The following is a 25,244-nucleotide window of genomic DNA, read 5'->3' on the forward strand; positions in this document are numbered from 1 at the left end:
GACGTGACTGGAGTTCAGACGTGTGCTCTTCCGATCTTCCTCGCGGATGTCGACGTACGGGTACGTGTCGGAGCGGGAGATCGTGTCCACCAGCAGGGCGTCGCAGACCACGTTGGACCTCGAGCCGTGGGCGCCCTCGCGCACCTGCACGAGACCGCGGTAGGCGGCGCGGCCGCCGTTGCGGGCCACGGACTTCGAGACGATCGACGACGACGTGTTCGGGGCGATGTGCACCATCTTGGACCCGGTGTCCTGGTGCTGCCCCTCGCCGGCGAACGCGATCGAGAGGGTCTCGCCGCGGGCGTGCTCGCCGGTCATGTAGACCGCCGGGTACTTCTGGGTGACCTTCGAGCCGATGTTGCCGTCGATCCACTCCATGGTGGCGCCCTCGTGGGCGATCGCGCGCTTGGTCACGAGGTTGTACACGTTGTTCGACCAGTTCTGGATGGTCGTGTAGCGCACGCGGGCGTTCTTCTTGACGATGATCTCCACGACGGCGGAGTGCAGCGAGTCGGTCTTGTAGATCGGCGCGGTGCAGCCCTCGATGTAGTGGACGTAGGAGTCCTCGTCCGCGATGATGAGCGTCCGCTCGAACTGGCCCATGTTCTCCGTGTTGATGCGGAAGTAGGCCTGCAGCGGGATCTCGACGTGCACGCCCTTGGGGACGTAGACGAAGGAGCCGCCGGACCACACGGCCGTGTTCAGGGACGCGAACTTGTTGTCGCCCACGGGGATGACCGTGCCGAAGTACTCCGCGAAGAGCTCCGGGTGCTCCTTGAGCGCGGTGTCGGTGTCGAGGAAGATGACGCCCTGCTCCTCCAGGTCCTCGCGGATCTGGTGGTAGACGACCTCGGACTCGTACTGGGCGGCCACGCCGGAGACGAGCCGTCCGCGCTCGGCCTCGGGGATGCCGAGCTTCTCGTAGGTGTTGCGGATGTCCTCGGGCAGGTCCTCCCAGGTGGCGGCCTGCTTCTCCGTGGAGCGCACGAAGTACTTGATGTTGTCGAAGTCGATCCCGGACAGGTCCGCACCCCACGTGGGCATGGGCTTGCGGTCGAAGAACTTCAGGCCCTTCAGCCGCAGGTCGGTCATCCACTGCGGTTCACTCTTCTTCGCGGAGATGTCCCGGACGACGTCCTCGTCGACACCGCGGCGCGCGGAGGCGCCGGCCACGTCCGAGTCGGCCCAGCCGTACTCGTAGGTGCCGATGCCCTCGAGCTCGGGGTTCTTCTCCAGGATGTCGGCGATGACAGTGTCGTTGCCGCTGGCGATCTGGTCAGTCATGACGGCCTTCCTCTGTTGTCTGGTCTGTGGCGCGGGCCGCGGTGCGGTCCACGGAAGTCGGTGCCGCGGCGGGTCCCGGCCGCGTGAGGGGCACGTGCGTGGTGCACACGTGCGCGCCGGCGGCCTGGGTCGAGAGCCGGCGGACGTCGGTGCCGAGCAGCCGGGCGATGAGCTCGGTCTCCAGCTCGCAGAACTGCGGGTAGCGGGCGGCCAGCTCGCGCACGGGGCAGTGCCCCTGGCACAGCTGCGCCGAGACGATGGTGCGGGACTCGCCGCGGCCGACGGCCACCTCGTTGGTGGAGGCGGCGAACCCGTCGCGGCTGAGCAGCCGCACCAGGACGGGCAGACGGTCGGCGACGTCGTCCCCGGCGGCCTCGACCTCGGGGCGGTAGGAGGCCTCCAGGCGGTCCACGCGCTCCTGGATGAAGGCGTGCACGGCGTCCGGGCCGGCGATGCGGCGGATGGACTCCAGCGCGTCGGTCGCGATCTCGAGGTAGTCGTCGCCGAGTTTGGCGTGGCCCTCGGGGGCGACGACGTAGCGCCGCGCGGGGCGGCCGGCGCCCCCGCTGCGGCGGCGGACCATGGTGACCTCGATGAAGTGCTGCTGCTCGAGGGCGTCCAGGTGCCGGCGCACGGCGGCCGGGGTCAGCTCGAGCATCTCGCCGAGGTCCGCGGCGGAGACGGGACCGTGCTCCAGGACGGCGCCGAGCACGCGCGAGCGGGTGTTCTCCTCCTGCTCCGCCCGCGGGCCGGAGCGGGACCTGCTCCGGGCGTCCGTGGTCTGAGTCATGGGTGAACCGTTCGCTTCCTGCTCGGGGGTGGAGGCTCTCGTGCTGCAGCGCGCGACCCGCAAGGGACGCTTCTAATACACAACCGGAGTATGTCGTAATTCATTCCGGTCTGACCAGTAAGTGGAGCCTTACCGGGCTCCGTCCAAGAATCACGACTTACTCATAATAACCCCGGGGCGCGGTGGGGCCAAGGGGGCCGGGCCGCGGGCGCGCCCGCACTACACTGGTCCGGTGCCCGCCCAGAGTCCCCCCGCGTCCTCGCCCGCGCTCTCGATCGAGCGCCTCGTGAAGGAGTTCCCGGTCCGCCGGCGCCGCTCCCGGCGCCCGGCCGGACCGGGCGCGGCGCGCGCCGACGTGGTGCACGCCGTCGACGGCCTGTCCCTCACCGCGCGGCACGGCGAGATCACGGCGCTGCTGGGCCCCAACGGCGCGGGCAAGACGACCACCCTGGAGTGCGCCCAGGGGCTGCAGCGGCCCACGGGCGGCACTGTCCGGCTGCTGGGGCAGGACCCGTGGCGGGCCAGCCCGGCGCTGCGCGCCCGCGTGGGCGTGATGCTCCAGGACGGCGGGCTCCCCCAGGCGGTGCGCCCGCTGGAGCTGCTCCGGCACGTGGCGTCCCTCTACCGCAGCCCCCGGGACATGGACGAGCTCGTGGAGCGGCTCGGCATCAGCAGCTTCGACCGCACCGTGGTCCGCCGGCTCTCCGGCGGCCAGCGCCAGCGCGTGGCCCTGGCGGCGGCCCTCGCGGGCAACCCGGAGGTGCTCTTCCTCGACGAGCCCTCGGCCGGGATGGACCCGCAGTCCCGCAACATCGTCTTCGACCTCGTCCAGCAGCTGCGCCGGGAGGGGGTGTGCATCATCCTCACCACGCACCTGCTCGACGACGCCCAGCGTCTCGCCGACCAGGTCTACATCGTGGACCACGGCCGGGTCATGGCCCAGGGGTCCGTGGCGGAGCTGGTGGCCCCCGGCGCCGACGCCCCTGCCGTGCTCGTGCTGACGCTGGCCCCGGAGCAGCTGCGCGCGGGGCCGTTCCCGTGGGACGGCCCCGGGTTCGAGGGCGTCCGGGCGGACCGCGCCGACCGCACCGTGACCCTCACCGGCGTCCTCACGCCCCCGATGCTCGAGACCGTGACCCGGTGGTTCACCGCGACCGGCACGCTGCCCGAGTCCCTGTCCCTCCAGCCGCGCACCCTCGAGGACGTCTTCCTCGACATCTCCGGACGGGAGATCCGATGACCGCCCCCGCCCTGCCCACCGCCACCGCCCCCCGCCCGGAGCCCGCCTCCCTGGCCCGCCGGGTGGCCGCCCAGGCCCGCTACGAGACGCGGGCCGTGCTGCGCAACGGCGAGCAGCTGCTGCTGCTGGTCATCCTGCCGCTCATGGCCCTCGTGGCCCTGACCCTCACCGATCTGCTGGACGCCGCCGTCCCGGCCGGCGCCTCCCGCGTGGACGTCGCCGTGCCGGGCGTGCTGGCGCTGTGCGTGCTCTCCAACGCCTTCTCGGGGCAGGGCATCCAGACCGGCTTCGACCGCCGCTACGGGGTCCTGCGCTTCCTCTCCACCACTCCCCTGGGCCGCGGCGGGCTGATCGCCGGCAAGCTGCTCGCGATCGTCGCGGTGCTCGTGGTGCAGTACGTGCTGGTGGCCGCGCTCGGCGCGGCCCTCGGCTGGCGCCCGGACGCGGCCGTCGTGCTCGTCTCCGTGCCGGTGCTGCTGCTCGGCGCCGCGGCGTTCACCGGGCTGGGGCTGCTCCTCGCCGGCACGGTGCGCGCCGAGGCGACCCTCGCCGTCACCAACCTCGTGTGGGTGCTGCTCGCCGCCGTGGGCGGCACCCTGTTCCCCTCGAGCACGCTGCCGGCGGGGCTCACCTGGGTGGTGGAGGTGCTCCCCTCCGGCGCGCTGGGCACCGCCCTGCGCGAGACGTTCCTCACCGGGGCGCCCACGCCGCTGCCGGTGCTGGTGCTCCTCGTCTGGGCCGCCGCCGCCTGGGCCGGAGCCGTGCGCTGGTTCCGCTGGAGCTGAGCCGCCGGTCCGGACCCGGCCCCGAGGGCCCGTCCCGGCCGGCGGGACCCGGGGGCCGCGGAGGCGGATAAACTGGGCGCGGAGACCCCGCCGCACCGACCCCGTCCGGAAGTGAACTCATGAACCGCGCCAGCGACCCCAGCGACGTCGACGTCCGCGAGCACGGCGGCGGCCTGCTGCCGAGCCGGATCACCCCGTGGGTGCGGTGGCTCGCCGTCGCGTCGCTGGTGGCGAACTCCGTGCTCATCCTCACCGGCGGGCTCGTCCGGCTGACCGGCTCGGGCCTGGGCTGCCCCACCTGGCCCCGGTGCACGGACGAGTCCTGGACCAACACCCCCGAGATGGGCATGCACGGCCTCATCGAGTTCGGCAACCGGCTGCTGACCTTCCTGCTGGCCGCCGTGGCGGTGCTGACGTTCCTGGCCGTGCTCCGGCTGCGCCACGAGCACCGCGACCTCTTCCGGATCGCCCTGCTGCTGGGTCTCGGCATCCCGCTGCAGGCCGTGGTCGGCGGGATCACCGTGCTCACCGGGCTCAACCCGTGGATCGTGGGCATCCACTACCTCATCTCCGGGGCGATGATCGCGCTGGCCACGGTGCTGGTCAACCGCACCCGGCGGCGCTCCCTGCCCGCCGTGCGGGACGCCGAGCGCCCCGGCCAGGCCTACGGGCAGCGGCGGACCGTCCGCGGGCTCATGGTGAGCCTGGGGGTGCTCACCGCGCTGATCCTCTACCTGGGCACCCTGGTCACGGGCACCGGCCCGCACGCCGGGGACGACACCACCGCCCGGCACGCGTTCGACGCCTACCTCGTCACCCGCGCCCACGCGGTCCCCGTGTACCTGATCGTCGCGGCCGTGGTCCTCGGGCTCGTGCTCGCCCGCCGGCACCGGTGGCCCGTGCCGCTGGCCTCGGGCCTCAACGTGCTCCTGACCGCGCTGGTCCTGCAGGCGCTCATCGGCTACTACCAGTACTTCAACGGCGTGCCGATCGTCGCCGTGGCCCTGCACCTGGTGGGCTCCGCGGTGCTGATCTGGGCCACGGCCCGCACCGTGGAGAAGGGCTTCGCGGTCACCCGCACCCCGGCCCCGGTGCTGCGCAGCACCGACCGGGCGCAGCCGGCCGAGGCCCCGTCCCGCGGCTGAGGCCCTCAGGCCCGCTCGTCGGGCGCCTCGTCGAGCAGCTCCTCGACGGCCTGGGCCAGGCGCTGCCGGCTGGCCGAGGGGATCGGCAGCAGCGGCCGCCGCGGCGGGGCCGTGCTGACGCCGCACACCTCGGCCAGGGCGTACAGGGAGCTCAGGGGCCGCTCCTGGCGCAGGATCTCCATCAGCGGGGTCAGCGCCGCCTGCCAGGTGCGCACCGCGCGGTCGTCGCCCGAGACCACCGCGGCCCGGAAGGCGGCGTACTGGCGCGGGAGCACCGCGGCGATCCCGGAGTGCCAGGCCGCGGCGTCCGGTGCCGCCTCGTGGAGCAGCCGCTCCCCGCTGACCCCGTGGGCCGTCCCCGGCTCCGCCAGCTCGGCGAACCGGTGCCGCCGTGCGGCGAGGTCCGCCGGGGAGTCCGCGGTGTCCTTGAACGCGCTGACGTTCTCCAGCCAGGACAGCTCGGCGGCGAGCTCCACCGGGTACGTGAAGCCCGTCGTCGTCGGGTTGTTGTAGATGCACAGCGGCAGGGACACGGCCGCCGAGACCGTCTCCACCTGGTCGGCGATCTCCTGGGAGACGAGCGGGATGTAGGACAGCGGGTTGAGCACGAGCCCGTCCGCCCCGCCGTTCTCCGCGGCGTAGGCCATCTCGAGGACCTCGCGGGTGGTCATCGCGGAGATCCCCGCCCCCACCGGCACCCCGGAGCCGCGGGCGGCCTCCACGGCGACGCCCACGACCTCGGCCCGCTCCTCCCCGGAGAGGTACGCGAAGCTGCCCGAGCTGCCCAGGACCACCAGGGCGTCCACGCCCGATCGGGACAGCCGGCCGACGTAGCGCCCGAAGGACTCCAGGTCCAGGCGGCCACCCTGCTGGAAGGGTGTGATCGGGTAGGCGACGAGCCCGGTGAAGGTCATGCTGAGCATGCGACCATCCTAGGTCCGGCCGGTCCCCCGGCCGGACGCGGGCGCCGCGGGGCCCGCCGGCCCCGTCGGGCTCAGAGGACGGGGCCGCCCACGAACGGGTCGACGGCCAGGGCGAGGAACACGAAGGTGATGTAGGCGATCGAGCCGTGGAAGACGTGCATCGCCTGCTTGTCCGTGGGCCGGCCGGCCACCGCGAGGGCGTGCAGCTTGTGGCTGTGGCCCACGAACCAGGCGCCCGAGGCCAGGGCGGTCACGGCGTAGACCCAGCCGGCGCCGCCGACGGGGACGAGCAGCAGCGAGCACACCACCGTGGCCCACGCGTAGAGGACCACCTGGCTGCCCACGGTGCGGGCCCCGGCCACGGCGCCCAGCATGGGGACCCCGGCGCGGGAGTAGTCGTCGGCGTACTTCATGGACAGCGGCCAGTAGTGCGGCGGGGTCCACAGGAAGATGAACAGGAACAGCACGAGCGCGGGCCAGTCGAGGCCGCCCGTCACGGCGGCCCACCCGATCAGCACCGGCATGCACCCGGCGACCCCGCCCCAGACGATGTTCTGGGCGGTGCGGCGCTTGAGCACGATCGAGTAGAAGACCGCGTAGAGGAAGATGGCCGCCGCGCCCAGGGCGCCGGCGAGCACGTTGACCCCGATCGTGAGCCAGGCGACCGACACGGCCGTGAGGACCCACGCGAAGACGAGGGCCTCGCGGTCGGTGACCTCTCCGGTGACCAGCGGGCGCTTGGCCGTGCGCTTCATCACCCGGTCCTCGTCCCGGTCGATGTAGCAGTTGAAGGCGCCGGCCGCACCCGCCGCGAGCGTGCCGCCCACGAGGGTGTTGAGGATGAGCCAGAGGTTCGGCATGCCCTGCTGGGCGAAGATCATGGTCGGCACGGTCGCCACGAGCAGCAGCTCGATGATCCGCGGCTTCATGAGGGCCACGTAGGCCCGCACCTTCCGGGAGGCCGTCATCCGTCCCTCGCTGCGGGGGGCCGCCGCATCACCCGTGTGCCCGTTGCCGAGGACGGCTCGTCCTGCGGGTCCCGACGTCTCGAGTGAGTTCACAGAATCATTGCTCCCGGTTGCGGTGGTGTTCCCCCGGCTCCGTGCGCGAGGTCGGCCCGGAGACGGTGCGTCGCCGGCACGCAGGAGCGGTCGGCGCGGTGGTCGCGGGCGCGGAAGAAGGTCCTATACAGCATAGCGCGTGGCGGCGTCCGTTCCCGCTCCGGACATGACGGGAAAGACGTCCGGGGCCCCGGGAACCGGTGCCGTCGGTCACACGCCCGAAATGCGCGTGACCTAAGCTGGACCCAAACCGCCGGTCCACGACCGGCACCCGCTGCGCACGGCAGCGGACCCCAATGGAAAGGGCACCGAATCTTGGCGACCGAACTCGATCAGAAGCTGACCTGGACCGAGCAGGACCGGCGTGCCGTGGACACGGTGCGGGTGCTGGCCGCGGACGCGGTGGAGAAGGTGGGCAACGGCCACCCCGGCACGGCGATGTCCCTGGCCCCCGCGGCGTATCTGCTGTTCCAGAAGGTGATGCGTCACGACCCCACCGACGACCGGTGGACGGGCCGTGACCGCTTCATCCTCTCCCCCGGGCACACCTCGCTGACGCTGTACCTGCAGCTGTTCCTCTCCGGCTACGGCATGGAGCTCGAGGACATCGAGTCCCTGCGGACCTGGGGCTCGAAGACCCCGGGCCACCCCGAGTACCGGCACACCACCGGGGTGGAGATCACCACCGGCCCGCTGGGCCAGGGCCTGGCCTCGGCCGTGGGCTTCGCCTACGCCCAGCGCTACACCCGCGGCCTGTTCGACCCCGAGGCCCCCGCGGGCCAGTCCGTCTTCGACCACACCGTGTACGTGATCGCCTCCGACGGCGACCTCCAGGAGGGCGTGACCTCCGAGGCGTCCTCGCTGGCCGGGGTGCAGGAGCTGGGCAACCTCGTGGTGATCTACGACCAGAATCACATCTCGATCGAGGACGACACGGACGTGGCGTTCACCGAGGACGTCCTGGCCCGCTACGAGGCCTACGGCTGGGACGTGGCCCGGGTGGACTGGACGAAGACCGGGGACTACGTCGAGGACGTCGAGGAGCTCTACGCCGCGATCCGCGCGGCGAAGGCCGAGACCGCCAAGCCCTCGCTGATCGCCCTGCGCACGATCATCGGGTACCCGGCGCCGGGAAAGCAGAACACCGGCGGCATCCACGGCTCCAAGCTCGGCGCCGACGAGGTCGCGGCGACCAAGGAGATCCTCGGGTTCGACCCCGAGAAGTCCTTCGTGGTGGAGGACGAGGTCATCGCCCACACCCGCGGCATCCAGGACCGCATGAAGCAGGTCCGCGCCGAGTGGGAGCGGCAGTTCCAGGCCTGGCGGGAGGCCAACCCGGAGCGGGCGGGCCTCTACGACCGGATCCGCGCCGAGGAGCTGCCCGAGAACTACGCCGACGCGTTCCCCGTCTTCGAGGCCGGCAAGGACGTGGCCACCCGCTCGGCCTCCGGCAAGGTGATCAACGCGATCGCCGACACGTTCCCCGAGCTGTGGGGCGGCTCGGCCGACCTGGCGGGGTCCAACAACACGACCATCGAGTCGGCGCCCTCCTTCATCCCCGAGGCGCGCTCCACCGCGAAGTGGACCGGCAACCCCTACGGGCGGGTGCTGCACTTCGGCATCCGTGAGCACGCCGCGGCGGCGATCGTCAACGGCATCACCATGTCCTCCCAGACCCGGGCGTTCTCCGGGACGTTCCTGATCTTCTCCGACTACCAGCGCCCGGCCGTGCGCCTGGGTGCGCTGATGAAGGTCCCCTCGATCTACGTGTGGACCCACGACTCCATCGGCCTCGGCGAGGACGGACCCACCCACCAGCCCGTGGAGCAGCTCTCGGCGCTGCGCGCGATCCCGGGCCTGGACGTGGTGCGCCCGGCCGACGCCAACGAGACCGCGATCGCGTGGCGGACGATGCTGGAGAACCGGCACGGCCCGGCCGGCATCGCCCTGACCCGTCAGAACGTGCCCACCTTCGCCCGGGCGGACCTGCACCCCGAGGCCGAGGGCGAGAAGTTCGCCTCCGCCGAGGGCGTGGCCCGCGGCGGCTACGTCCTGGCCGACACCGAGTCCACCCCGGACGTGATCCTCATCGGCACCGGCTCCGAGGTCTCCCTGGCCGTGGAGGCCCGCGAGCAGCTCAAGGCGCAGGGGGTGGCCGCCCGCGTGGTGTCCATGCCGTGCCGGGAGTGGTTCGACGCCCAGGATGCCGAGTACCGCGAGTCCGTGCTCCCGGCGGCCGTGCGGGCCCGCGTGTCGGTGGAGGCCGGGATCGCGATGTCCTGGCGTGACCTGCTCGGCGAGCACGGGCGGGCCGTGTCCCTGGAGCACTTCGGGGAGTCCGCCGACTACGAGACCCTCTACCGCGAGTTCGGCATCACCGCCGAGGCCGTCACCGCCGCCGCCCAGGAGTCCCTCACCGCCGCGCAGGCCACCGCCTCCGTGGGCCGCTGAGCCGCGGCGCGCACCGACCGACCATCTTCCCCCGAGCACGAGGAGTGACAGACACATGACCACCCCCACCCAGAAGCTCTCCGACGCCGGCGTCTCGATCTGGCTCGACGACCTCTCCCGCGAACGCCTTGCCTCCGGCGGGCTGCAGCGGCTGATCGACGAGAAGGACGTCGTGGGCGTGACCACGAACCCGACGATCTTCGCCGCCGCGCTGGCCAAGCACGACGCCTACGAGGACCAGGTCAAGCAGCTCGCCGCCGCCGGCACGGACGTGGACGAGGCCGTGCTGGCCATCACCACCGACGACGTGCGCGACGCCTGCGACCTCTTCGCCCCCATCGCCGAGGCCACCCAGGGCGAGGACGGGCGGGTGTCCATCGAGGTGGACCCCCGCCTGGCCCAGGACGCCGAGGCGACCGCCGCCATGGCCCAGCGCCTGTCCCAGACCATCGACCGCCCCAACGCGCTGATCAAGATCCCCGCCACCGAGGCGGGCCTGCCCTCGATCACCGCGACCATCGCCGAGGGGATCTCCGTCAACGTGACGCTGATCTTCTCCCTCGAGCGCTACCGCGCGGTCATCAACGCCTACCAGCTGGGCCTGGAGCAGGCGCTCGAGAACGGCAAGGACCTCTCCACCATCCACTCCGTGGCGTCCTTCTTCGTCTCCCGGGTGGACTCCGAGGTCGACAAGCGCCTGGACGCGATCGGCACCGACGAGGCCGCCGCGCTCAAGAGCAAGGCCGGTCTGGCCAACGCCCGGCTCGCCTACCAGATCTACGAGGACGCCCTGGCCACCGAGCGCTGGGAGCGGCTGGCCTCGGCCGGGGCGAACCCGCAGCGCCCGCTGTGGGCCTCCACCGGGGTGAAGGACCCGTCCCTGCCGGACACCCTGTACGTGACCGGGCTGGTGGCCCCGAACACCGTGAACACCATGCCGGAGAAGACCTTGGAGGCCACGTTCGACCACGCCGAGGTCACCGGTGACACCGTCACCGGCACCTACGCGGAGTCCAACGAGCTCCTGGACCGGATCGCCGGCGTGGGGATCTCCTACGACGAGGTCGTCGCCCAGCTCGAGGCGGAGGGGCTCACCAAGTTCGAGGACTCCTGGGCGGAGCTGCTCGACACCGTGCGCGCCGCCCTCGACAACGCCCGCTGAGCCCGTCCCGTCCTGACCCGAGCACCGTCCGTGCCGCCCCACCCGAAGGAGAACCCATGAGCTCCCTGTCCGTCCAGACCTCCGGCGCCGCCCGCGAGGCCGTCGACCGGCACGTGCCCGCGCTGGTGGGCGACAGGTTCGCCTCCAAGCTCTTCGCCCAGGACCCCACCCTGTGGGGCGCTGCGGCCGAGGACGAGTCCGCCAAGCGGCTGGGCTGGGTGGAGGCCGCCGAGGTCTCCCGCCCGCTCGTCGCCGAGATCACCGCGCTGCGGGAGGAGTTCGCGGCGGAGGGCGTGGACCGGTTCGTGCTGGCGGGCATGGGCGGGTCCTCCCTGGCCCCCGAGGTGATCACCCGGACCGCCGGGGTCGAGCTGTTCGTGCTCGACTCCACGGACCCGGAGATGGTGGGCGCGGCCCTCGCCGACCGCCTCGAGCGCACCGCGATCGTGGTCTCCTCCAAGTCCGGCTCCACCGTGGAGACCGACTCGGCGCGACGGGTCTTCGCCCGGGCGTTCGAGGACGCGGGCATCGACGCCGCCTCGCGCATCGTGGTGGTCACCGACCCCGGCTCGCCCATGGAGGCGTCCGCACGGGAGGCCGGCTACCGCCGGGTCTTCACCGCCGACCCGACCGTGGGCGGGCGCTTCTCGGCGCTCACCGCCTTCGGCCTGGTCCCCTCCGGTCTGGCCGGCGTGGACGTCGGGGCCCTGCTCGACGACGCCGACGAGGCCGGCGAGGTGCTGCGCGAGGACGCCGAGGACAACCCCGGCCTGCACCTGGGCGCGGCGCTCGGCGGCACGCAGCCGCTGCGCAACAAGCTCGTGTTCCGGGACCTGGGCTCCGGGATCGCCGGGTTCGCCGACTGGGCGGAGCAGCTGATCGCCGAGTCCACGGGCAAGGAGGGCAAGGGCGTGCTGCCCGTCGTCGTCGGCGCCGGCGACGCCCCGGAGGCCTCCTCGGGGGCCTCCGACGTCCTCGTCGTGGAGCTCGTCGGCGTGGACGAGGAGCAGGCCCCCGAGGGCGACGTCGTGCGGGTCTCCGGCTCCCTCGGCGCCCAGCTCATGCTGTGGGAGGTCGCCACCGCGGCGGCCGGGCGGCTGCTCGGCATCAACCCGTACGACCAGCCCGACGTGGAGTCCGCCAAGAACGCCACCCGCGCCCTGCTCGAGGACAAGCCGCAGCCCACGGCCGCGGACGTCGTGGACGGGCCCGTGGAGATCCGCGGGGCGCAGGAGCTGCTCGACGGGGCGCAGACGGTCGAGGACGCGCTCGCCAAGCTGCTCGCGCAGCTGCCGGAGACCGGCTACCTGTCCGTGCAGGCGTACTTCGACCGGCTCTCGTGGGCCGAGCTGGAGAGCGTCCGCCCCGTCCTCGCCCGGGCCACCGGCCGGCCCGTGACGTTCGGCTGGGGCCCCCGGTTCCTGCACTCCACCGGCCAGTACCACAAGGGCGGACCGGCGGAGGGCGTGTACCTGCAGATCACCGCCGCCTCGGAGACGGACCTCGAGATCCCGGACAGCCCGTTCAGCTTCGGCGAGCTGATCTCCGCCCAGGCCGACGGGGACGCCCAGGTCCTCGCCGACCACGGGCGGCCCGTGCTGCGGCTGCGGCTCGCGGACCGCGCCGCGGGCGTGGACCGGCTGCGCCGGGCCGTCGACGCCCTCGGCGGCTGACCCGGCCGGCGCGACCGGACCGCTGACCTAGAATGGGAGCACGCCACGGTCGGCGCGGGAGTTCCCGCGCCGACCGTTGCGCGTGCAGGCCCCCGTGGGTGCCACGGCCCCGCAGAGACGTGAAGGAGTACCGTTGCCAGACAACAACGCCCGCAATCCCTTGCGGGACCCGAGGGACAGGCGGCTCGTCCGGGTCGCCGCCCCGTCGGCGCTCGTGCTCTTCGGCGTGACGGGAGACCTCGCGAAGAAGAAGCTGCTGCCGGCGATGTACGACCTCGTCAACCGGGGTCTGCTGCCGCCGTCCTTCGCGCTCGTCGGCTTCGGCCGCCGCGACTGGTCCCACGAGCAGTTCCGCGAGGTGGTGCGCGAGTCCGTCGAGGCGCACGCCCGCACCCCCTTCCAGGAGGACGTGTGGCGCCAGTTCGCCTCCGGCGTCCGGTTCGTGCGCGGGGAGTTCGACGAGGACAAGGCCTACGAGGCGCTCAAGTCGACCCTCAAGGAGCTCGACGTGCACTCGGGGACGCGCGGCAACCACGCGTTCTACCTCTCGATCCCGCCGAAGGCGTTCGAGACGGTCTGCCAGCAGCTCGCCGACCACGGCCTGGCCCAGCACGAGAACGCCTCCGGGTGGCGCCGCGTGGTCATCGAGAAGCCCTTCGGCCACGACCTCGAGTCCGCGCAGGAGCTCAACGCCATCGTGGAGCGGGTGTTCCCGGCGGACTCGGTGTTCCGCATCGACCACTACCTGGGCAAGGAGACGGTGCAGAACATCCTGGCGCTGCGCTTCGCGAACCAGATGTTCGAGCCCCTGTGGAACGCGCAGTTCGTGGACCACGTGCAGATCACCATGGCCGAGGACATCGGCATCGGCTCCCGCGCCGGCTACTACGACGGCGTGGGCGCGGCCCGCGACGTCATCCAGAACCACCTGCTGCAGCTGCTGGCCCTCACGGCCATGGAGGAGCCGCTGTCCTTCCAGGCCCACCACATGCGCGCCGAGAAGGCGAAGGTCCTGGCCTCCGTCGTCGTCCCCGAGGACCGGGCGGCGCACTCGGCGCTCGGCCAGTACGAGGCCGGTCTGCAGGGCGGTGAGCGCGTGCGGGGCTTCCTCGAGGAGCAGGACATCCCCGCCGACTCCCGCACCGAGACCTACGCGGCGCTGCGCGTGGACATCAACAACCGCCGGTGGGCGGGCGTGCCGTTCTACCTGCGCGCCGGCAAGCGCCTGGGCCGGCGGGTGACCGAGATCGCGGTGCAGTTCAAGAACTCCCCCAACCTGCTGTTCGGGGACAACGGCCACGAGGACCTGGGACAGAACGTCATCGTGGTCCGGATCCAGCCCGACGAGGGCGTGACCATCCGGCTGGGCTCCAAGGTGCCCGGGACCCAGTCGGAGATCCGGGACGTCACGATGGACTTCGGCTACGGCCACTCGTTCACCGAGTCCAGCCCGGAGGCCTACGAGCGCCTGATCCTCGACCTGCTGCTCGGGGAACCACCACTGTTCCCCGACCACGAGGAGGTCGAGCTGTCCTGGCGGATCCTCGACCCCTTCGAGCAGTGCTGGTCGGAGCAGGAGATCATGCCGGAGCCCTACGCGCCCGGGTCCTGGGGACCCGCCGCCGCCGACGAGCTGCTGGCCCGCGACGGACGCGTCTGGAGGCGACCGTGATCGTTTCGATGGAGAACACCACCACCTCGGCCATCGACAAGAAGCTGAGCCAGCTGCGGGACCAGCACGGCGTCGTCACGCTCGGCCGGGTCCTCACGCTCGTGATCCTCGCCCAGGCCGGGCACTCCGAGGCCGCCCTGGAGGCCGCGAACTTCGCGAGCCACGAGCACCCGTGCCGGATCCTCGTGCACGTGGCGCACTCCCAGGCGGAGAGCACCCGGCTCGACGCCCAGCTGCGCATGGGCGGTGACGCCGGCGCCTCCGAGGTCATCGTGCTGCACGGCTACGGCGAGCTCGCCGAGCCCACCGAGACCCTGTTCTCGGCGCTGCTGCTGCCGGACGCCCCGATCGTCGCCTGGTGGGCGCACACGGTGCCGCCGCCCTCGCCGCACACCTCGTCCATCGCCGGGATCGCCCACCGGCGGATCACGGACTCCGCGCGCAGCGACGACGCCTACGAGGCGCTCGCCGAGCTGAGCACCCGGTACGTCCCCGGCGACACGGATCTCGCCTGGACCCGGGTGACCAACTGGCGGATCCAGCTGGCCGCGGTCCTGGACCAGGCGGAGCCCGCGCCCGTGCGCGAGGTCGTCGTGGAGGGATGCGGCCGCTCCCCCAGCGTGGTGCTGCTCGGCACGTGGCTGGGCACCCGGCTCGACGCCGACGTGACGCTGGTCAACAGCCCCGGGCCCCGCCGCCTCGACCGGGTGACCCTGGTCCGGGACGACGGCGAGATCGTGCTCGAGCGCCCGGGCCGGTCCGTGGCGATGCTGCGGCAGCCCGGTCAGCCCGACCAGCAGATCGCCATGCCCGTGCGGGACCTCAACGCCTGCATCGCCGAGGAGCTCCGGCGCCTGGACCCCGACGAGGTCTACGGCGAGGTGATCACGACCGGCCTGCGGGACGTGCGGATCGCCCAGATCGTGGACACCGCCGGCGAGCTCACCCCCGGCGCCGCACGGTTCCTCGCCGAGCACGGCGGCCGCCTCCCCGACCGGGACCGGACGACGCCCGACGACGCCCCGGCGGACGAGCCGGCGGAACCGGACTCCGGTGCGGTCCCGGCCGCCGAGGCATCCGTCCCGGCACCCGAGACGTCCGTCCTGGCCCCCGGGGAGGAGCGCGCATGAGCGCCGAGCTGGAGACCGTCGCCCACCCGGACAAGCAGTCGCTCGCCGCGGACACCGCGGACCGGGTCCTCGACGTGGTCGTGGCGGCGCAGGAGGAGCGCGGGGAGGCGAGCCTCGTGCTCACCGGCGGGAGCATGGGCACCGCGGTGCTCGCGGCCCTCGCCGCCTCCGCCCGCCGGGACGAGGTCGACTGGACCCGCGTCGACGTGTGGTGGTCGGACGAGCGCTTCGTGGCCGGCGACAGCGCCGATCGCAACTGCGTCCAGGCCGTCGAGGCCGTGGGCGGGGCCCTGGACCTGAACCCGGACCGGGTGCACTACATGGGCAGCGCCGACGACTTCGCCACCGCCGAGGACGCCGCCTTCGACTACCGGCGCGAGCTGGCGGCGGCGGCCGACGCGGAGCAGCGGACGGAGGCCTTCCCCCGGTTCGACCTCTCGCTGCTGGGCCTGGGCCCCGACGGCCACGTGGCCTCCCTGTTCCCGGGGCTGCCGCACGTGCACGAGCAGGACGCCACCGTGCTGGGGGTGCGGGACTCCCCCAAGCCCCCGCCGGAGCGGGTGACCATGACGCTGCCGATGATCAACAGCGCGGAGCGGGTCTGGTTCCTCGTGGCCGGGGCGGACAAGGCAGGGGCGGTCGCGGCCGTCCGCGGCGGCGCCCCGATCGAACGCACGCCCGGGGCCGGGGTGCGCGGGACCGAGGAGACGCTGCTGCTGGTCACGCAGGACGCCCTCGACGGCTGACGCGTCGGGCCGCCGGGGCGAAGCACCCCGAGTGACCGGACGGTAGTCACGCCGTAGTGACGCCTGTGCCGTCATGCTCACCGATGAGAGTCGGCACCCGAGCGCCTGGCGAAGAGAACGGGATCCATGACCATGGAGATCCTGCGTACCTGTGGCGACATCCGGACGAGCGCGGACGGCCGGTGAGGTCGTGTTCCCGGCACGTCCCGTCCGCGCCGGCACCGTCCTGGCCGCCGGCGTCCTCGTGGTGCTCACGGCGTGCGGCCGGGGCGGGCCCGACGACGGCGCCGAGCCGGCGAACGGATCCCCTGCGGCCGAGCAGACCACCGAGCCGGAATCGGACCTTTCCGCGCGGACCTCGGACGGCTCCACGGACCTTCCGAGTGCCGAGCCCGGCTCCGAGGACGCCGCCGGGCCCGGGCGTGACGGCTCCGCCCGCGGCCGATCCGACGGTGCCGCTCCCGACGGTGCCGCTCCCGACGGTGCCGCTCCCGAAGGTGCCGCTCCCGGCGGTGCCGCTCCCGGCGGTGGGAGCAACGGCGGTGGGGGTCCCGGCGGCGGGAGCGGCGGCGAGGGCAGCACCCCGGCCCCTCCTCGCGTCGCTCCCGTGATCGGCGGTCTGCCGATCGGACCCGTCGGTCCCGGAGAACCGGGATGGTACGTGGCCCTGCGCGCCGGCACGTGCGACCACGACAGTCTCGCCGGCGCGAGCGCGCAGGACGCCGCCTCCCTGTTGTGCCGGGCGGCCGTGACCAACGACGAGGCGCTCTGGTCCCAGGGGGCGGCGGCACTGGCTGCCGCCCCGCTCCCGCAGAGCTGTCACGACGTTGCGGCGGTCGCCATGCTGCAGCGTCTGGTGCAGTTCCACCGGGACCACCCCGAGGACGTGCCCGTGCTCGTCGACACGCCGGGCACCGCCTGCCCCCTGTCCATCACGGGGCTCGCGAGCGCGCCGGACGAGGCCGGCGAGTCCGCCGTGCCCGTGCCGCCGTGCGGAGGCGTGCCCGTCCACCTGCGCGGAAACGTGCAGGACCGGGCACTGCCCGTGGGCAGCGTGCAGTTCGTCACCGTGGGGCCGACTCCCGTGCCGATCCAGTGGGCATCGACCGGACCGTTCTTCGTGGCGCCCCCGGCACCGGTCCCGGAGGCGGGTGGTTCGCTGCCGGTGGCCCTCTCGGGCTCCGGCTACGTGCTCGAGGACCCGGCCCTCAGCACGGTCGCCCTGGACTACGCCCCCGGCACGACGGCATGTCCGGCCCCCGGCTCCTGACGGGCCGCTGCGGCTGCGGTACCGGGCGGCAACGATGACGGAGACCGCTGCCCCGCCCGGCTCCGTGTGGTCGCACGTCCTGGGCTACGTGTCGGTCATCGGGCCGCCGGCCACCGTGGTCACGGCCCTGGTGTTCTACTTCGGCTGGGCTCGCGCGAAGGCGCAGGCCGAGTGGATGGGACTGCATGTCAACCTGTTCGGCTACACCACGCGGGACTTCGCGCTGCTGAGCATCAGCGCGCTGTACCTGCCGCTGCTGCTGCTGATCGCGCTGGCGATGCTGTGGGTCTGGCTGGACCGGCTGCTGCGGAGACGCATCGACCGGGGAGCGGCCGGCAGGTGGGCGACCGCACTGCCGCGGGCGGCTCTGCTCGGTGCAGGGGCCCTGATCGGCCTCATGGTCGTCCTGCTGTTCGCCGAACGCGTCTACAGCCCCCTGTACGCCCCGTACCTCGTCACCGCCGGCGTGCTCGTGGCCGCGTGGGCCGTCCGCATCCGCCGCTGTGCCGCTGCCGTGGAGGGCCCTCGACGGCCCGCCGAGCAGCAGGCCGTCGAGGCGACGCTGCTCCTGGTCCTCGTAGCGCTGCTGCTCTTCTGGGGAACCTCGAACTTCGCGGAGGCCCGTGGACGGGGGCTCGCGGAGGATCTCGAGGTGAACCTGCCGTGGCTGCCCCGGGCGCAGGTCTACAGCCAGGAACCACTGGGCCTCGACGTCCTGGGGGTCACGACGCACGAGCTGGGCACGGCCGAGGCCCCGCTGTACCGCTACGACGGGCTGCGCCTGCTCACCGTCAGCGGGGAACGGTACTTCTTCCTCCACGAGGGGTGGTCCGTCGAGGAGGGAACGGTGGTGGTGCTACCCGACGACGCCTCGTTGCGGGTCCAGTACGGGCGCTGATCCGGGGCGCGGGGACCGCACGTCGCCGGGCGCATGCGGCGGCCCCTCAGCGCGGACGACCCCCGGCTTCCCCGGCCGAGCACGGACTTCCGTGGTCGGCCGGGGAGGCCGGGGGTCGTTCGACCAGCCGTCGGCTCAGACGGCCACTTCGGCGAAGCGCATGGTCAGCGCGTAGGCCGCGATGGACAGGGCCCAGACCACGGCCGTGGTGGTGGTGAGGCGGACCAGGTTCTTCTGCGCCACGCCCGAGGTGTTGAGGGACTGGGTCATGCCGCCGCCGAACATGTCGGAGAGGCCCCCGCCCTTGCCCTTGTTGAGCAGGACGAGGAGAACGGCCAGGAGGCTCGCGAGCACGATGATCGCCAGGAGCACGTTCTGCAGAATTTCCACTGGGGCCTTCCCTCGGGGGTGTCCGTCGAGCAGCCGCGCCCGGCGGGCGCGGACGGTCAGGGGGTCGTGATCAGTCGGTCACGAGGTGCTGCTCGAACCTGGCAATGCTAGCAAACTCCTCGGCGTCGAGGCTGGCGCCGCCGACGAGGACGCCGTCCACGTCCTTGCCCTTGAGGATCGAGCCGGCGTTGGCAGCCTTCGCGGAACCGCCGTAGAGGATGCGGGTCTTCGCGGCGGTCCCGTCGTCGTAGAGCCCGGCCAGCTCGGCGCGGATGGCGGCGGCCATCTCCTGGGCGTCCTCGGGACCGGCGACCTCGCCGGTGCCGATCGCCCAGACGGGCTCGTAGGCCACCACGAGCTCGGCCACCCGGTCCGCCTCGAGGCCGGCGATGGAGCCGCGCAGCTGCTCGAGCGTGAAGGCGACGTGCTCGCCGGCCTGCCGGACCTCGAGGCCCTCGCCGACGCACAGCACCGGGACCAGGCCGTGGCGGTGGGCGGCGGCGATCTTGGCGTTGCACAGCTCGTCGGACTCGCCGTGGATCGTGCGGCGCTCGGAGTGGCCCACGAGCACGTAGGTGCAGCCGAGCTTGGCCAGGAACTGGCCGGAGATGTCGCCGGTGTAGGCGCCGGAGTCCTGGTCGGAGAGGTCCTGGGCGCCGTAGACGACGCGCAGGTCGTCACCGTCCACGAGGCTCTGGACGGAGCGGAGGTCGGTGAACGGCGGGAAGACGGCCACCTCGGCGCGGGAGTAGTCGTGCTTGGCGTCGTCCAGGGTCCACGCCAGCTTCTGCAGCAGGGTGATCGCCTGGGCGTGGTCCATGTTCATCTTCCAGTTGCCGGCGATCAGCGGCGTGCGGTCGAACTGACCGTTGGTCTGCGAGGTCATGGGGACTCCTGTCCGCGGCGGGTGCGCCGCTCGTCGTGCGGTTCGGCAGTGGTGCGCTGGGCGGCAGGGGCGCCCCGGGCCGTGCGGCCCCGGGGCGCCCCCGGCGCCGTGGCGGGGAGCGTGCGGGTCAGGCGCCCAGGGCCACGACCCCGGGGAGCTCCTTGCCCTCGATGAACTCGAGGGAGGCGCCGCCACCGGTGGAGATGTGCCCGAACTGGTCGTCGGAGAACCCGAGGTTGCGCACGGCCGAGGCGGAGTCGCCGCCGCCGATGACGCTCATCGCGTCCGAGGCCACCACGGCCTCGGCGACCGCCCGGGTGCCCCCGGCGAAGGCCTCCATCTCGAACACGCCCGCGGGGCCGTTCCAGAACACGGTCTTCGCGCCGCGGATCCGTTCGGCGAACAGCTTCGCGGACTCGGGGCCGATGTCCAGGCCGAGACCGGTGGAGCCGATCTCGCCGTCCTCGATGGCGTCGACCGGGCGCACCTCGTGCGCGGCGTCCGCGGCGAACTCCGCCGCGTAGACGATGTCCACGGGGAGGACGATCTCGGTGCCGGCCGCGGAGGCCTTCTCGAGGTAGTCCTTGACCGTCCCGATCTGGTCCTGCTCCAGGAGGGAGCCGCCCACTGAGTGCCCCTGGGCGGCGAGGAACGTGAAGACCATGCCGCCGCCGATGAGCAGCGAGTCGGCCTTGCCGATGAGGTTCTCGATCACGGCGAGCTTGTCGGAGACCTTGGACCCGCCCATGACCACCACGAAGGGGCGCTCGGGGGCGGAGACCACCTTGGTGAGCACGTCCAGCTCCCGCTTGACGAGATCGCCCAGGTAGGCCGGGAGCCGGTGGGCGATGTCGAACACGGAGGCGTGCTTGCGGTGCACCGCGCCGAAGGCGTCGTCCACGTAGGCCCCGTTCTCGCCCGTCAGGGCGGCGAGCTCGTCCGCGAAGGCGCCGCGCTCGGCGTCGTCCTTCGAGGTCTCGCGGGGGTCGAAGCGGACGTTCTCGATCACGAGCACCTCGCCGTCGGCGAGGGCCTCGGCCTTGGCCCGGGCGTCCTCCCCGACGACGTCGGAGGCGACCGCCACGGGGAAGTCGGCCAGCTCGGCCAGCTTCCGCGCGGCGGGCGCGATCGAGTACTTCGGGTCGACCTGCCCCTTGGGCCGGCCCAGGTGCGCCATCACGATGACGCGGGCCCCGGCGTCGGCCAGCTTCTTCAGGACCGGCAGGGACGCGCGGACGCGCCCGTCGTCGGTCACGGTGGAGCCGTCCAGGGGGACGTTGAGGTCGGAGCGGACCAGGACGCGGCGCCCGGCGACGCCGTCGGCGATCAGTTCGTCAAGTGCATGAGCCATGCCACTCACCCTACCCCGGCGGCGTCGCGCGGCGACGGGCTCAGAGCTGCGCGCCGACGTGGGAGACGACGTTGACGAGGCGGGAGGTGTAGCCCCACTCGTTGTCGTACCAGGCGATGACCTTGACCTGGTTGCCGATGACCTTCGTCAGCGGGGCGTCGAAGATCGTGGAGATGCTGTCGCCCTGGATGTCCGAGGAGACGATGGGGTCCTCGGTGTACTTGACGATGCCCTTCATGGGGCCCTCGGCGGCCTCCTTCATGGCGGCGTTGACCGACTCGACGGTGACCTCCTTCTGGGCGTCGAAGGTGAGGTCCACGACGGAGCCGGTGGGCACGGGCACGCGCACGGCGAAACCGTCCAGCTTGCCCTTGAGCTCGGGCAGCACGAGGCCCACGGCGGCGGCCGCGCCGGTGGTGGTGGGCACCATGTTGAGGGCGGCGGCGCGGGCGCGGCGCAGGTCGCTGTGCGGGCCGTCCTGCAGGTTCTGGTCCGCGGTGTAGGCGTGGATGGTGGTCATCAGACCCCGCTCGATGCCGAACGCGTCGTTGAGGACCTTCGCCATGGGCGCGAGGCAGTTCGTGGTGCAGGAGGCCGCGGAGACGATGTTCATCGACGCGGCGTCGTAGGTGTCGAGGTTGACGCCGGGCACGAACGTGCCGTCGATCTCCTTGCCCGGGGCGGACAGGACGACCTTCTTGGCGCCGCCGTCCAGGTGGGCCTTGGCCTTGGAGCCGTTGGTGAAGCGGCCGGTCGACTCGACGACGACGTCCACGCCGAGCTCGCCCCAGGGCAGCTTGGCGGGGTCGGGCTCGGCGAGGAACTTGACCTCGTGGCCGTCGACGCTCATGGTGTCGCCGTTGAGCGTCACCTCGCCGGGGAACCGGCCCATGATGGAGTCGTACTTGAAGAGGTGGACCAGGGCCTCCGGGTCCGTGAGGTCGTTCACGGCCACGACCTCGATGTTCTCGCCCTGCTCGCGCGCCGCGCGGAGGAAGTTGCGTCCGATGCGTCCGAAACCGTTGATGCCCACTCGAATGGTCACTGGGTACTCCTGTGTTGGTCGGGGTCTGGATCGTTGAACCAGGTCCCATTCTACGTGGTTATCCCTGGGATGTCTTGGGGTCGTGAAAGATTCACCCGGTATTCATCGCCAAACCCATACAATCCCACATCGAGGGATGCGGACCCTCGGAAACCCACGCGGGACCAAAGCCCTCTCCCGGCGCGGCCCCGGAGTGACCGCGCCGGCGCAGCGGCGCCGGCGCGCCCCGCTCAGGAGGGCAGGGCCTCCGCGGCGACACCGGCGTCGGTGCCCGGGAGGTTCAGCTCCTCCGCCCGGCGGTCCGCCATGGCCAGCAGCCGGCGGATCCGGCCCGCCACGGCGTCCTTGGTGAGCGGGGGGTCGGCGAGCCGGCCCAGCTCGTCGAGGCTGGCCTGCTTGTTGGACAGGCGCAGCTCCCCCGCCTGCCGCAGGTGCTCCGGGACCTCGTCGCCGAGGATCTCCAGGGCGCGCTCCACCCGGGCGCCGGCGGCCACGGCGGCCTGCGCGGAGCGGCGGAGGTTGGCGTCGTCGAAGTTGGCGAGGCGGTTGGCGGTGGCGCGCACCTCCTTGCGCATCCGCCGGTCCTCCCACTGGAGGAGCGTCTGGTGGGCGCCCATCCGGGTGAGCAGCGCGGCGATCGCGTCCCCGTCCCGCACGACCACCCGGTCCACGCCGCGCACCTCGCGGGCCTTCGCGAGGACGCCGAGCCGGCGGGCCGCGCCCACGAGCGCGAGGGCGGCCTCCGGGCCGGGGCAGGTGAACTCCATCGCGGCGGAGCGGCCGGGCTCCGTGAGGGAGCCGTGGGCCAGGAAGGCCCCGCGCAGCACCGCCTCGGCGTCGGCCACGGCCCCGTTGACCACGGCGGGCGGGAGCCCGCGCACGGGGCGCCCGCGCGAGTCGAGCAGTCCCGTCTGGCGGGCGAGGGCCTCGCCGTCCTCGACGACGCGCACCACGTAGGAGCTCCCGCGCCGCAGTCCCCCGCCGGAGACGACCACGATCTCGCTGTCGTGGCCGAAGACCTCGTGGACGGCGCGGCGCACCCGGCGCGCGGTGGCGCCGAGGTCCACCTCCGCCTCGACGACGATGCGTCCCGAGACGATGTGGAGCCCGCCCGCGAAGCGCAGCAGGGCGGAGAGCTCGGCGCGGCGCTCCGAGGACCTCTTGATCTCGAGGCGGGACAGTTCTTCCTTCACCGATGACGTCAGGGCCACGCGGTTCCTTTCCTGGGGATGCTGGGGTGTGTGGGGGTGGGGCGGCAGGCTCAGCGGTGGCGCTCGAAGATCTCCTGGTAGGCGGCCGCGAGCCGGAGCGTGTTGTGCACGGCGGTGCCGGGGTGCGCCCGGACGTCGGCGTAGAAGACCTCGGCGCCCAGGCCGCGGGCGACCTCCTCGAGGTCGGCGCCGTCCTCGGTGGCCGAGGGGTCGGCGAGGACCACGTCCAGGGTCAGCTCGGGACAGTAGTCGTGCAGGACCCGCAGGTGGTCGGCGGCGGTCTTGCCGCGCGTCTCGGTGTCCGGCGAGAGGTTCAGGGTGACGCAGCGGCGCGCCGGCGAGCCGCAGATCGCCTGCCGCAGTTCGGGCAGCAGCAGGTGCGGCAGCACGGAGGTGTGCCACGAGCCCGGCCCCATGATCACCCAGTCGGCGAGCCCGACCGCCTCGACCGCCTGCGGGCAGGCCGGGGCGTCCGGGGGCACGAGCCGCACGTTGCAGACGTCGGCCTGCTTCGCCAGGACCGCCTGCCCGGTGATCGTGCGGACCGTGCCGGCCTCGCCCGCGCAGCCGCTCGCGCTCCCGCCGGACAGGGCGCCGGGGACGTCGCCGGCGATGACCAGCGGCTGCGTGGACATCGGCAGCACCCGGCCGCGGGCGCCCAGCAGGGCGCCCGCCCACTCGAGCCCCGCCACCGGGTCCCCCAGCAGCTCCCACAGCGTGACGATGAGCAGGTTGCCCAGCGCGTGGTTGTCGAGGGTCGTGGTACGCCCCTCCGAGGAGCTGAACCGGTGCTGCATGACGTCGCGCCACGTCCGGCCCCACTCGGAGTCGTCGCACAGCGCGGCGAGCGCCATCCGCAGGTCCCCCGGGGGCAGGACGCCGAGCTCGTCGCGCAGCCGGCCGGAAGAGCCGCCGTCGTCGGCCACCGTCACGACCGCCGTGAGCACCGGGGTGATCCGGCGCAGCGCGGCGAGGTTCGCCGAGAGCCCGTGCCCGCCGCCGAGGGCGACCACGGAGGGGCTGGCGCCGCCGGGCCGCCGGGCGGAGGGGTCGGGCGAGTGGTGGGGGTCGGCATCGGCGCCGCTGCTGAGGGGCAGCCGGGGGAACGCGCCGGTGGGCGGAAGGGTCATCGGGGGTCCCATCGCGGTGAGGGCGAGCCGGTCACTCCCGGCCCATGTCCCGGTGCTGGATGTTGACCGTCACGAGCGGCAGCTTGGCGAGCCTGCGGGCCACCTCCTCGCTCACGGCCACGGAGCGGTGCTTCCCGCCCGTGCAGCCGATCGCGATGGTGGCGTAGTGCTTGTTCTCCGTACGGTATCCCGCGAAGACGGGTTCGAGCATGGCGACGAACCGGTCCACGAACTGCCGGGGGCCGTCGTCCTGGAAGACGTAGTCCCGGACCTCGTCGTCCTTGCCGGTGCGGGGGCGCAGCGACGGGACCCAGTGCGGGTTGGGGATGAACCGGACGTCGGCCACGTAGTTGGCGTCCGCGGGGACCCCGTACTTGAAGCCGAAGCTGAGCACGGTCAGGCGCAGGACCACGGGCCCGTTCGTGGAGAACAGGTCGGCCACGGCCCGGGACAGGGCGTGCACGTTGAACCCGGAGGTGTCCAGGACCACGTCGGCCGACTCCCGCAGGTCGGTCAGCAGGGCGCGCTCGGCGCGGATCCCGTCGAGGATCCGCCCGCCGGCCTGCAGCGGGTGGGGCCGGCGCTGGTGCTCGTAGCGGGAGACCAGGACCTCGTCGGCGGCGTCCAGGAAGAGCACCGAGAAGTCGACGTCGGACGCCTCGAGGGCGGCCAGGGTCTCCTTCATGTCGCTGAACAGGGCCTTGCCGCGCACGTCGATGACGACCGCCAGCTTGGGCAGGGCCTGCGGGGTCCGGGAGACGAGGTCGGCGAGGGTGTGCAGCATCTGCGGCGGCAGGTTGTCGACCACGTACCAGCCGAGGTCCTCGAGGGCGTTGGCGGCCGTGCTGCGCCCGGCCCCGGACATGCCCGTCACGACGAGCAGCTCCGAGCTGGTCGGTTTCGCGTGGTCGGTCCCGTCCGCCGTCCCGACGTCCGCTCCGGCGGTGTGCTCGCTCATGTCCGCTCCGTCTCCCGTCGTGGTGGCCTGCGCCCGTGGTCCC

Annotated in this window: 21 protein-coding genes; 11 read left to right on the forward strand and 10 right to left on the reverse strand. The window is 72.8% G+C overall.

The annotated features are described in order from the left end of the window. Positions 1–1,276: 1,276 nt before the first annotated feature. Positions 1,277–2,074, reverse strand: coding sequence for a helix-turn-helix transcriptional regulator (locus H488_RS24555; RefSeq protein WP_017832790.1), 798 nt, complete (start codon positions 2,072–2,074; stop codon positions 1,277–1,279). A 232-nt stretch (positions 2,075–2,306) separates the two neighbouring features. Between H488_RS24555 and H488_RS24560 the strand changes: the two genes are divergently transcribed. The 3 genes from H488_RS24560 to H488_RS24570 all read left to right on the forward strand — a co-directional run bounded on the left by H488_RS24560 (position 2,307) and on the right by H488_RS24570 (position 5,244). Then, positions 2,307–3,314: an ABC transporter ATP-binding protein gene (locus H488_RS24560; RefSeq protein WP_031282652.1), complete on the forward strand. Its 1,008-nt coding sequence runs from the start codon at positions 2,307–2,309 to the stop codon at positions 3,312–3,314. Then, a complete protein-coding gene (locus H488_RS24565; protein ID WP_017832792.1) occupies positions 3,311–4,099 on the forward strand; it encodes an ABC transporter permease in 789 nt (262 codons plus the stop codon). Before H488_RS24560 ends, H488_RS24565 begins: the two co-directional genes overlap by 4 nt. A gap of 119 nt (positions 4,100–4,218) precedes the next feature. Beyond that, a complete protein-coding gene (locus H488_RS24570; RefSeq protein WP_017832793.1) occupies positions 4,219–5,244 on the forward strand; it encodes a COX15/CtaA family protein in 1,026 nt (341 codons plus the stop codon). A 5-nt stretch (positions 5,245–5,249) separates the two neighbouring features. On the opposite strand, the gene H488_RS24575 is transcribed toward H488_RS24570, so the two are convergent. Together H488_RS24575 and H488_RS24580 are read right to left on the reverse strand one after the other, a co-directional pair. Then, positions 5,250–6,167, reverse strand: coding sequence for a dihydrodipicolinate synthase family protein (locus H488_RS24575; protein WP_017832794.1), 918 nt, complete (start codon positions 6,165–6,167; stop codon positions 5,250–5,252). Between the two features lie 71 nt (positions 6,168–6,238). Continuing rightward, positions 6,239–7,135 carry a heme o synthase gene (locus H488_RS24580; protein WP_017832795.1) on the reverse strand — a complete coding sequence of 299 codons (897 nt, stop codon included), beginning with the start codon at positions 7,133–7,135 and terminating at the stop codon, positions 6,239–6,241. Positions 7,136–7,543: 408 nt separating this feature from the next. Between H488_RS24580 and tkt the strand changes: the two genes are divergently transcribed. The 8 genes from tkt (at position 7,544) to H488_RS24620 (ending at position 18,230) form a co-directional block, all read left to right on the forward strand. Continuing rightward, entirely contained in the window at positions 7,544–9,679 is a 2,136-nt protein-coding gene (tkt, locus tag H488_RS24585; protein WP_017832796.1) for a transketolase, read from the forward strand. A 55-nt stretch (positions 9,680–9,734) separates the two neighbouring features. After that, entirely contained in the window at positions 9,735–10,841 is a 1,107-nt protein-coding gene (gene tal, locus H488_RS24590; RefSeq protein ID WP_017832797.1) for a transaldolase, read from the forward strand. Positions 10,842–10,897: 56 nt separating this feature from the next. Then, positions 10,898–12,514 carry a hypothetical protein gene (locus H488_RS24595; RefSeq protein WP_017832798.1) on the forward strand — a complete coding sequence of 539 codons (1,617 nt, stop codon included), beginning with the start codon at positions 10,898–10,900 and terminating at the stop codon, positions 12,512–12,514. Positions 12,515–12,674: 160 nt separating this feature from the next. Beyond that, complete coding sequence (gene zwf / locus H488_RS24600; RefSeq protein ID WP_017832799.1) at positions 12,675–14,186, forward strand: glucose-6-phosphate dehydrogenase; 1,512 nt, start codon at positions 12,675–12,677, stop codon at positions 14,184–14,186. Beyond that, complete coding sequence (locus H488_RS24605) at positions 14,183–15,316, forward strand: glucose-6-phosphate dehydrogenase assembly protein OpcA (protein WP_017832800.1); 1,134 nt, start codon at positions 14,183–14,185, stop codon at positions 15,314–15,316. The genes zwf and H488_RS24605 overlap by 4 nt, the downstream gene beginning before the upstream one ends. Beyond that, a complete protein-coding gene (gene pgl, locus H488_RS24610; RefSeq protein WP_017832801.1) occupies positions 15,313–16,062 on the forward strand; it encodes a 6-phosphogluconolactonase in 750 nt (249 codons plus the stop codon). Before H488_RS24605 ends, pgl begins: the two co-directional genes overlap by 4 nt. A 661-nt stretch (positions 16,063–16,723) precedes the next feature. Then, the gene (locus H488_RS37115) at positions 16,724–17,332 is read left to right on the forward strand and encodes a hypothetical protein (protein WP_150110325.1); all 609 of its coding nucleotides are present in this window, start codon (positions 16,724–16,726) and stop codon (positions 17,330–17,332) included. Positions 17,333–17,366: 34 nt separating this feature from the next. Then, positions 17,367–18,230: a hypothetical protein gene (locus tag H488_RS24620; RefSeq protein WP_017832802.1), complete on the forward strand. Its 864-nt coding sequence runs from the start codon at positions 17,367–17,369 to the stop codon at positions 18,228–18,230. Between the two features lie 135 nt (positions 18,231–18,365). Here the strand turns inward: H488_RS24620 and secG are convergent, their stop codons facing one another. The 7 genes from secG to rapZ all read right to left on the reverse strand — a co-directional run bounded on the left by secG (position 18,366) and on the right by rapZ (position 25,201). Next, entirely contained in the window at positions 18,366–18,620 is a 255-nt protein-coding gene (gene secG, locus H488_RS24625; protein WP_017832803.1) for a preprotein translocase subunit SecG, read from the reverse strand. Positions 18,621–18,690: 70 nt separating this feature from the next. Continuing rightward, complete coding sequence (gene tpiA, locus H488_RS24630) at positions 18,691–19,506, reverse strand: triose-phosphate isomerase (RefSeq protein ID WP_017832804.1); 816 nt, start codon at positions 19,504–19,506, stop codon at positions 18,691–18,693. Between the two features lie 127 nt (positions 19,507–19,633). Beyond that, complete coding sequence (locus H488_RS24635) at positions 19,634–20,857, reverse strand: phosphoglycerate kinase (protein ID WP_017832805.1); 1,224 nt, start codon at positions 20,855–20,857, stop codon at positions 19,634–19,636. A gap of 40 nt (positions 20,858–20,897) precedes the next feature. Then, on the reverse strand, positions 20,898–21,902 hold the full coding sequence (gap, locus tag H488_RS24640; RefSeq protein WP_031282661.1) for a type I glyceraldehyde-3-phosphate dehydrogenase: 1,005 nt from the start codon (positions 21,900–21,902) through the stop codon (positions 20,898–20,900). A gap of 230 nt (positions 21,903–22,132) precedes the next feature. Continuing rightward, positions 22,133–23,113, reverse strand: coding sequence for a DNA-binding protein WhiA (gene whiA, locus H488_RS24645; RefSeq protein ID WP_031282663.1), 981 nt, complete (start codon positions 23,111–23,113; stop codon positions 22,133–22,135). Between the two features lie 50 nt (positions 23,114–23,163). Continuing rightward, a complete protein-coding gene (locus H488_RS24650) occupies positions 23,164–24,243 on the reverse strand; it encodes a gluconeogenesis factor YvcK family protein (protein WP_017832808.1) in 1,080 nt (359 codons plus the stop codon). Between the two features lie 31 nt (positions 24,244–24,274). Next, on the reverse strand, positions 24,275–25,201 hold the full coding sequence (rapZ, locus tag H488_RS24655) for an RNase adapter RapZ (RefSeq protein WP_017832809.1): 927 nt from the start codon (positions 25,199–25,201) through the stop codon (positions 24,275–24,277). Between the last annotated feature and the right edge of the window lie 43 nt (positions 25,202–25,244).

The organism is Kocuria sp. UCD-OTCP (assembly GCF_000349605.1).
GTDB lineage: Bacteria > Actinomycetota > Actinomycetes > Actinomycetales > Micrococcaceae > Kocuria > Kocuria rosea.

What these genes read in the sequence shown, in the direction of transcription:
- H488_RS24555 (WP_017832790.1), bottom strand. Translation starts at nt 2,074, where the DNA reads ATGACTCAGACCACGGACGCCCGGAGCAGGTCCCGCTCCGGCCCGCGG.
- H488_RS24565 (WP_017832792.1), top strand. Translation starts at nt 3,311, where the DNA reads ATGACCGCCCCCGCCCTGCCCACCGCCACCGCCCCCCGCCCGGAGCCC.
- H488_RS24570 (WP_017832793.1), top strand. Translation starts at nt 4,219, where the DNA reads ATGAACCGCGCCAGCGACCCCAGCGACGTCGACGTCCGCGAGCACGGC.
- H488_RS24575 (WP_017832794.1), bottom strand. Translation starts at nt 6,167, where the DNA reads ATGCTCAGCATGACCTTCACCGGGCTCGTCGCCTACCCGATCACACCC.
- H488_RS24580 (WP_017832795.1), bottom strand. Translation starts at nt 7,135, where the DNA reads ATGACGGCCTCCCGGAAGGTGCGGGCCTACGTGGCCCTCATGAAGCCG.
- tal (WP_017832797.1), top strand. Translation starts at nt 9,735, where the DNA reads ATGACCACCCCCACCCAGAAGCTCTCCGACGCCGGCGTCTCGATCTGG.
- H488_RS24595 (WP_017832798.1), top strand. Translation starts at nt 10,898, where the DNA reads ATGAGCTCCCTGTCCGTCCAGACCTCCGGCGCCGCCCGCGAGGCCGTC.
- pgl (WP_017832801.1), top strand. Translation starts at nt 15,313, where the DNA reads ATGAGCGCCGAGCTGGAGACCGTCGCCCACCCGGACAAGCAGTCGCTC.
- H488_RS24620 (WP_017832802.1), top strand. Translation starts at nt 17,367, where the DNA reads ATGACGGAGACCGCTGCCCCGCCCGGCTCCGTGTGGTCGCACGTCCTG.
- tpiA (WP_017832804.1), bottom strand. Translation starts at nt 19,506, where the DNA reads ATGACCTCGCAGACCAACGGTCAGTTCGACCGCACGCCGCTGATCGCC.
- H488_RS24635 (WP_017832805.1), bottom strand. Translation starts at nt 20,857, where the DNA reads ATGGCTCATGCACTTGACGAACTGATCGCCGACGGCGTCGCCGGGCGC.
- H488_RS24650 (WP_017832808.1), bottom strand. Translation starts at nt 24,243, where the DNA reads ATGACCCTTCCGCCCACCGGCGCGTTCCCCCGGCTGCCCCTCAGCAGC.
- rapZ (WP_017832809.1), bottom strand. Translation starts at nt 25,201, where the DNA reads ATGAGCGAGCACACCGCCGGAGCGGACGTCGGGACGGCGGACGGGACC.